The sequence below is a fragment of the Limnoraphis robusta BA-68 BA1 genome (assembly GCF_034932365.1).
GTDB classification, from domain to species: domain Bacteria; phylum Cyanobacteriota; class Cyanobacteriia; order Cyanobacteriales; family Microcoleaceae; genus Capilliphycus; species Capilliphycus robustus.
Genome location: NZ_JAYGHR010000076.1, coordinates 45,773 through 54,265, shown reverse-complemented (window position 1 = coordinate 54,265; position 8,493 = coordinate 45,773). Strand labels below are relative to the sequence as shown.

Annotated in this window: 6 protein-coding genes; 1 reads left to right on the top strand and 5 read right to left on the bottom strand. The window is 40.0% G+C overall.

Annotated features, from left to right (window positions below; translation table 11 throughout):
• Positions 1–170: 170 nt before the first annotated feature.
• Entirely contained in the window at positions 171–2,711 is a 2,541-nt protein-coding gene (gene ppsA, locus VB836_RS22160; protein ID WP_323222605.1) for a phosphoenolpyruvate synthase, read from the bottom strand.
• 371 nt (positions 2,712–3,082) lie between these two features.
• Between ppsA and VB836_RS22155 the strand changes: the two genes are divergently transcribed.
• Positions 3,083–3,499, top strand: a complete 417-nt coding sequence (locus VB836_RS22155) for a winged helix-turn-helix transcriptional regulator (protein ID WP_323222603.1) — start codon at positions 3,083–3,085, stop codon at positions 3,497–3,499.
• A gap of 48 nt (positions 3,500–3,547) precedes the next feature.
• On the opposite strand, the gene VB836_RS22150 is transcribed toward VB836_RS22155, so the two are convergent.
• The 4 genes from VB836_RS22150 to VB836_RS22135 form a co-directional block, all read right to left on the bottom strand.
• Entirely contained in the window at positions 3,548–4,297 is a 750-nt protein-coding gene (locus VB836_RS22150) for a glutathione S-transferase family protein (protein ID WP_323222601.1), read from the bottom strand.
• 309 nt (positions 4,298–4,606) lie between these two features.
• Positions 4,607–5,605, bottom strand: coding sequence for an endonuclease/exonuclease/phosphatase family protein (locus tag VB836_RS22145; protein WP_323222599.1), 999 nt, complete (start codon positions 5,603–5,605; stop codon positions 4,607–4,609).
• A gap of 28 nt (positions 5,606–5,633) precedes the next feature.
• Positions 5,634–6,539: a carbohydrate ABC transporter permease gene (locus VB836_RS22140; RefSeq protein ID WP_323222597.1), complete on the bottom strand. Its 906-nt coding sequence runs from the start codon at positions 6,537–6,539 to the stop codon at positions 5,634–5,636.
• Positions 6,540–6,847: 308 nt separating this feature from the next.
• Positions 6,848–8,326 (bottom strand): CIA30 family protein, encoded by a 1,479-nt coding sequence (locus VB836_RS22135; protein ID WP_323222594.1) that lies wholly within the window; start codon positions 8,324–8,326, stop codon positions 6,848–6,850.
• Positions 8,327–8,493: the final 167 nt, after the last annotated feature.

The window sequence follows — 8,493 nt, the reverse complement described above, 5'->3', positions numbered from 1 at the left end:
ACCTATCAACCCGGCTTCCTAGAAGTTACCGGGTTTTTCAACACCTATCAACCCGGCTTCCTAGAAGTTACCGGGTTTTTCAACACCTATCAACCCGGCTTCCTAGAAGTTACCGGGTTTTTCAACACCTATCAACCCGGCTTCCTAGAAGTTACCGGGTTTTTCAACATCTATCTCGCTTTAGAAACCTCCATAATATCGTCTAAAAGAGTTCCCGATTCTTCCATTTTTCCGATATCGAGAATCGTCTTAATTACAGAGTCCGGGTTCAAACTGATAGAATCAATTCCTAACTCAACCAAGAACCGAGCAAATTCAGGATAATCACTCGGCGCTTGACCACAAATGCCAATCTTGCGGTCATATTTTTTCGCCGCTTTAATGGCAATTGTTACCATCCGACGCACCGCTTCATTGCGTTCATCAAAAATATGAGCAACTAAGGCCGAATCTCGGTCTAATCCTAATGTTAATTGGGTTAAATCATTAGAACCAATCGAGAACCCATCAAACACTTGAGCAAATTCATCGGCAAAAATAACGTTACTAGGTAACTCACACATCACATAAACTTGTAAGCCATTTTCACCGCGTTTTAAGCCGTTTTTCTCCATTTCAGCTAACACTTTGCGACCCTCATCGGGAGTCCGACAGAAGGGAATCATCGGTACAACGTTTGTTAATCCCATTTCATCTCGAACTCGCTTCAAAGCTTTACATTCCAGTGCATAAGCTTCACGATATTTCGGGTCATAATACCGAGAGGCACCCCGCCAACCAATCATCGGGTTTTCTTCCTTCGGTTCAAACTGACGACCCCCCAACAAATTAGCGTATTCATTACTCTTGAAGTCCGACATCCGCACAATCACTGGATTGGGATAAAATGCAGCCGCAATCATCCCAATACCATGCGCTAATTTATCCACAAAGAAATCGGGTTTATGGTCGTAAATCTTCGTCAGTTCAGCAATTTCTCGTTTGGTTAATTCATCCTCCAATTCATCGTAATGAATCAACGCTAACGGGTGGGCTTTAATATGGTTGGCGATAATAAATTCTAACCGGGCTAAACCCACACCATCGCAAGGAATAGAGGCTAACCCAAAGGCTTCTTCCGGGTTGCCCACATTCATTAAAATTTTGGTTTTAGTGGTCGGTAAATTATCAAGAACTGTTTCTTCAACTTCAAACGGAACTAATCCTTGATAAACGCGACCTTCTTCACCTTCTGCACAACAAACGGTAATATTTTCACCTGTTTTTACCACTTGTGTTGCATCGCCACAGCCAACAATTGCAGGAATTCCCATTTCTCGTGCAATAATCGCCGCGTGACAAGTTCTTCCTCCTGAGTTGGTCACAATTGCACTCGCTCTTTTCATAATCGGTTCCCAGTCGGGGTCGGTTTTATTGGTGACTAAAACTTCTCCGGCTTGGAATTCATCGATGCGATGAACATCTAAAATTACCCGTGCTTTTCCTTGACCAATCATTTCCCCAACAGCCCGACCGAGAGTTAGAACATCGCCTGTTCCTTTGAGTTTATAACTCCTTAAAACGCTACCAGATTTTTGCGATTGTACGGTTTCTGGGCGGGCTTGAACGATGAATAATTCCCCTGTTAAACCGTCTTTTGCCCATTCAATATCCATCGGGGTATAACTTCCCCGCACTTGCGAATAGTGGTTTTCAATCGTACAAGCCCAGTCTGCTAGATGGAGAATTTCGTCATCACTTAAGCAGTATTTTTCCCGTTCAGAAATTGGAACAGAGACGTTTTTAGTCAGTTTTGAACCGCCAATATCGTACACCATTTTCATCTCTTTGGTGCCGAGACGTTTTTCCAGAATTGGGCGGAATCCTTGTTTTAAAGTGGGTTTAAAGACGAAATATTCATCGGGGTTAACAGCGCCTTGCACGACGTTTTCACCTAAGCCATAAGCAGCAGTAACTAACGCGGCATTTTTGAAGCCTGTTTCGGTATCAATGGAGAACATGACCCCAGAAGTTGCCAGGTCAGAACGCACCATTTTCTGAACCCCAACGGACAACGCAACGGTAAAATGATCGAAGTTTTTGATAGTACGATAAGAGATAGCCCGGTCAGTAAAAATTGACGCAAAACATTTATGACAAGATTCTAAAACTGCGTCTTCACCATAAACGTTTAGGTAGGTTTCTTGTTGACCTGCAAAGCTGGCGTCGGGTAAATCTTCTGCGGTTGCACTGGAACGAACCGCCACATCGACATCAGCAATATAACGTTTATATTCGGCTTGATTTTCCGGGTTAAATAGGTCGCCTACTTCGGTTGATAAGGTGTAACGTTCACAGAGTTTTCGATAGGCTTTAACAATCGCTTCTTCGAGTTCAGGAGGGAAGGGAGTATCGAGAATTAATGAGCGGGCTTTTTTACCTCGTTTGCGTAAGTTATTAACATCTTCTACGTCTAAATCTGCGAATAATTCCCGGAGTTTTATTTCCAGTCCAGCAGATTCTACAAAGTAACGATAAGCATAAGCTGTTGTGGCGAAACCTGTGGGAACCTTCACACCTTTGGGGCTGAGTTGTTGAATCATTTCTCCCAATGATGCGTTTTTCCCGCCCACGAAGGGAATGTCAGAAATTCCAACTTCTTCAAACCACAAAACAAATGCTTTTTCTTTGGTGGTTTCGGTAGATTGAGTAAATGCTGTTGTCGCAACCATATTAAAGCCCTCCAAACTTTAGAAATAGTCTGGTGTAAGTTGAATTTATGTTTTGATTTTGAGTGGTTTTGGGTTGAGAATGTAGACTTGATCCAATGACATTCTCAATCATCTAGATACTTGAGAAACCTAGAGAATTTTTTGATCCCTAGCAAACCTCACTCGATTTAACTCTCTTGTATTTGGTTTTGATCTTTTATTCTCCTCTACTCATAGAGTATTACGTTTGATACCATTTACAATATAGATACATAATTGACCCTTAGTTACCAAACGTAAAGAAATAGCGTCAATGCGGCAGTCTAGGCTATTATTAAAAAAGGTAAATCCGGGGAATTGATAGGTTTAATAAAAGTTACTAATTTTTGCAAATGAACATTAACAAATATTGCAGCAATAGTCATGCAACTCAAACCAAACAACGAGTTGATCAAAACTGTCCGATTGAGTATACAATAGAACTGATTGGCACGAAGTGGTCGATTGGTATTTTGCGAGAACTTTTAAATGGCGATCGCCGTACCCATGAACTCGCTGAGGCGTTACCGGGGATTAGCTCAAAAACCCTAACATTGCGTTTGCGAACCTTAGAAAAACATGGTATAATTAGACGCAAGGTTTATGCTGAGATTCCGCCTCACGTCGAATATTCTATTACAGAAAAAGGGCGGGAACTGCAACCTGCGATCGCCATTCTCAAACAAGTTGGACAGCGTTTACTCTCCCAAGAGGATGCTTTTCATCCGTTGAAACTGAATTCAGAAGTTCAACAGCGAAAAGAAGCCTAAAACCTTAAAAGATACTTAAGAAAACCCAAGTGTTCGCCCCTTTAAGATTCAATTAGCAATACCCACTTTTTTAAAATAATCTGAGCCTAAAAAGCGGGAATAAACTTCTTTAATTTTCTCGGGTTCCATTTGGGTTCCCTGATAGCTATCGAGGCTTGACATAGCATCTAACCAACGGTTGAGAGCGTTGAAATTCAAACTTTTGATATTGAAGCCTTTCCAAGTTTCCAGTGCCACCAACATTCGTTCAAAAAAGGGAATAAAAGCAATATCAACTAAACTGAGAATTTCACCTAAAAAATACCTTCCCTGCGACTCCGCCAAGATATCATCCAGAAAGCGTAATTCAGCTTCTAAAGTGTTGCGTAATTCTTCATCTTTGGCGGTGCTTTCTTGGCTGTCTGTGGGTTTGTGCGACAGATAGGTATAAGCAAGTTTGACAAATTTGGCATCACAACGGCTAATTAAAATTCGGGCTTTTGCTTTTAATACCGGATTTTCAGGTAACAGCTTGTTTTCAGGATTTCCAAACACTTCAGAAAGATATTCATTAATCACCAAAGATTCATAAATAATGATATCATTCTGTTTGATAACGGGAACAGCACCATTGGGGTTCAGGGCGAGAAACCAGTCGGTTTTGTTATCTTTTCCCAGTTCAATATGTTCGTAGGAAAAAGGAATATTTAGCTGTCGTAAAGTTATCCAACTGCGTTGGGCGTAGGGACAATAAGGGTTAGCGTAGAATAGAATGGGTTGAGAAGATTGGGAATGGACTAAGTTTTCTGCTGACATCATTTTAAATTTTTTAGAGTTTTTACAATTTTAGCATTCTACTTGCACCAAAAAACCCGGAAACCAGTAGGGGCGGGTTCAGTCAAAAATTTATATTTCCCAGTTTCAACCTATATAAACCCGCCCTTAAAAAACGCGGAAACCTGTAGGGGCGGGTTCCGAACCCATTTATATTTCACAGTTTCAACCTATATAAACCCGCCCTTAAAAAACGCGGAAACCTGTAGGGGCGGGTTCCGAACCCATTTATATTTCCCAGTTTTAACCTATATAAACCCGCCCCTCTAACCTGAAAGAAACCGGGTTTTTATTTTAAGATATTATCCTAAATTTCATCATCACAGGTAAATGATCGGAAGCTAGAATACCTGTTATGACTTGCCATTCTATTGCTTGAATTCGATTTGAATTGTAGAAAATATAATCAATAGTTTGACGGGGTTGATCAGAGGGATAAGTCGCATTTTTGGGATTATTTAACGTTTCTGGGGGAAAAGCAGACTCAATTCCGGGTGTATTGAGAAATAGATTAATAGTGGGTTCTAAATTTTTTTCTGAAGGGGGTTCGCTGTTGAAATCACCAATTAATAAAACCGGATATTTTTGGGAAAAACTGAGAAAGAGTTCTAAGATAAATTGAGATTGTTTGAGACGAGTTTTTTGATCAAAGGCTTCTAAATGAACGTTAATTAAAATAAGTATTTGGTTGGCTATTTTAATTCGGCAAACCAGGGCGAGTCTATCCAAATAAAACGCATTTTCATAAAAAGGCTTATTGGCAACTCGTTCTAACACAATTCGTTCATTAAGTTCAATGGGATATCGACTCAAAACCGCCTGTCCTGATAGCATCTTACCAAAATGTGTAGAAAAGGGAAAAAGGGGAAAAGGAACATAATTCTTATCCCAATTAATTGCTATTGCTTGCATCGTAAATTGTAACGCATTTGCTAACGCTTGAACTTGATTAACATCATAGGAACGTTTAGAAGCAAAATCAATTTCTTGCAACGCAATAAAATCAGCATTCCAGGGTTTTAAAGCTGCAATTGCGATCTCTAGATTTTCATCAAATAACGCTTTTTTACGTTGTACCGCTTGATTATTCGTTAAACCCGAAAGATAACCAATATTATAAGTAATAACTGTATAAGTCTCTTTTATATGCCGTTGAGGTGGAAAATTAGAAGTTAATATTTCCGCATATTTAGCTTGGGGATAACTCGGTGAACTTGCCCATAAATAAAACGAAAAAAGACTGCTAGAAAAACCGCAAAAAATCAGCAACAACAGCGTCATAAAATCTAACATTGTTGTTAATGGCAATTCATGGAAATGGTTATAAAGTTGGAGTATCACTAGAGGTCAATTGAGTAAGGGCTAATCGTAAAACTGACAATCCGAGAACAATTAAAAACAAAATCAATCCAATAGTACAAGCATAACCAATCTCTAAATTTTGAAACGCTTGTTCATAGAGATAATAGACAATTGTTTTTGAACTATTACGCGGCCCTCCTTGGGTCATAATATAAACTTCTTCAAAAACTTTCGTAGCTGAAATCGCAGAAATAACCGCCACTAAAACAATATAAGGACGCATCAAGGGAAGTGTAATATCCCAATGTTTTCGCCAACCGTCAGACCCCTCTAAACTCGCCGCTTCATATAATTCGGCGGGAATAGATTGTAAGCCCGCTAAATAAATAACCATATAATAACCTAACCCTTTCCAAATTGTTACCGCCATGACGCTAAATAAGGCTAAATCAGGACTGGTTAACCAAGGAATGGTCGGTAATTTTGAATCCGGGAGAACAAAAGATAAGCTGTATTGCAGGAGTTGATTGAGTAAACCCGTTTCTGAATATAACCATTTCCAAGCGAGTCCTGCTACAACCATTGAAATAACAACCGGAACATAATAAGCGGTTCTAAACCAATGAATTCCCCGCAGTTTTTGATTCACTAAAATCGCTAAACCCAATGGAAAAATTGCTAAAATGGGAACGACAAAAACACTATAAATTACGGTGTTTTGTAGCGTCTTCCAAAATACTTCATCACTCCACAACCGTTGAAAGTTTCTTAACCCTATCCATTGCGGCGGTTGCAATAAATCATAACTAAAGAAACTCAGATAAAACGCTTGCAACGCTGGCCAAAATACCGTTAACCCCAAAATTAATAGGGCGGGAAGTAAAAACAAATAAGGGGTAAATTTTGGGTTAATTTTTAGTTTCATTAATCTTTTTTGAAAGAACATTATTCATTTTATATTTTATATTGTAGAGGCAGGTTCTGCAAAAATCTATGTCTCCAACAAACAACTTTAATAAACCCGCCCCAACTAACCATTAATTCTTGTGGGGGAGGGGGCGGGTTTTTACAGTGAACAAGTACCGTGCAGTAACCAGTTAACAGTTAACAGTTAACAGTCAATAGGTGTCAAGGTTGTTGTCAGGTAAAATGATAACTGAAAACTGATAACTGTAAACACTGGTCACTGAAAACTGAAAACTGATAACTGTAATGAACCCGCCCCTACAAGATTTAATTTTTAGAATCAGGTTTAATACTCGAAAATAAACCTGTCCAGTCTCCTATTTTGTAACCATTTTGTTGGGATTTAACCTCAAAAGTAACATTACAAGCTTGCGGGAAATTCAACGCTTGAATACACAGTTCAGCGATATCTTCTCGACTCACTTGACCTTTGATTGTATCACCTTGAGCGAATGTTAACGCTTTCCCTCCTGGTTCTTCTGTTAATGCACAAGGTCGAATAATCGTGTAAGGAATTCCACTGGAACGAATCACATCTTCTCCTTTCAATTTCCAGGTTAAAATCCCCCCCAATTGTTCATTTAAACGGACGGCAGGCGGTTCTTCTTCTAGGTTTAATCCCGGTTTACCCGGGCGAGTCACTCCGGCTGAACTAATCTGAACAAACCGAGGGAATTTTTCCCCCCCATAGGCTTTAATCGACTCAATTTGTAATTGAAAAATTCCCGGTGAAAATTTAGGATTGAGTTGTTTATCGTATTCAAACTTACTCAACATCAGTTGAATAGAATAAACCGTACTGGGGTCAAAGGGTGAGCCGTCTTTAAGGGTTTTTGCCCGAAATACCGGAATTAATTGATTAAACGGAATGCGAAGAGTTGTGGTAATATTGTAAACAGTATCAAACGAATAACAGTAAGCAATACTATCCCATTTAGAATCATTCCGCAGAATGAATTTATAGCGCTTTCCATCTCCTTTGACTCGCAATTCAATTCCTTGATAACCCGATAAATTCATTGCGGGTTCAAAATTGCGGGTTCTCACCGAAGCAAACCCACCCGAATTGGCAGTTGAAACATTCCCCGTAAATAAAGCCGCATCGCCAATCAATCGAATCGAACTTTCACTCACGCCTCCCATCACAATATCATCTAAAGCCCCCCAAGTTTCTTTTAAATCTTCCGTTGGTTTGCTAAAATCAAACAGGAGTTTTTCACCACTATTTTTGAGAGTGGGAAACGCAGCATTGATTAAATTCTTCATGCCTTCATATTCTACCTTTTCGGGAACATCTACCACTTCCGGCAGATAAAATTTAATACCTTGGTAGTATTTTTCTCGGGTTGGAGTATCCCCTTCGACGGGTTGAACTTTGGTTCCGGTACAGCAAATAATTGCCGTTACATCTTTCATTACTTCAGGGGTTAACGTCTCAGGAATAGTCAAATCAGCTTCGATAATTTCTACTGTATTTCCGAGGATTTTTTTCGCTCTTTTGGCATCTCTAACTAACGCACGCACTTTCACGCCTTGTTGCTGTAACCGCTTAACCACTCGTTTCCCGACGCCTCCTGTCGCACCTGCAACTAAGATGACTTCGGGTTTCGCCTGGGGTTTGTTTTTATTGTTACCGAATAGTTGCTGAATCCAGCTTATACTACCTATAAAGGGAACCACCCCAAAGTAACCCAAGGTTTTTAAAAACCGTCCAGCATCCCAATTGGCTTTTTTTTGTTCGGACATACTCATTTCCTGCCTGTTTTGTCAAGTCTACCTTCTTCTATCCAAGCGTGGGGGTTTGGGGGAGCAATAGAACCCCATGCTCAACGGAACGAAGTGAAGTAGGGTGGGGGTACATGGACTCCCCTCAGTAAAAAACGGGTACTCAATGTACTCGCTTTTTTACAATC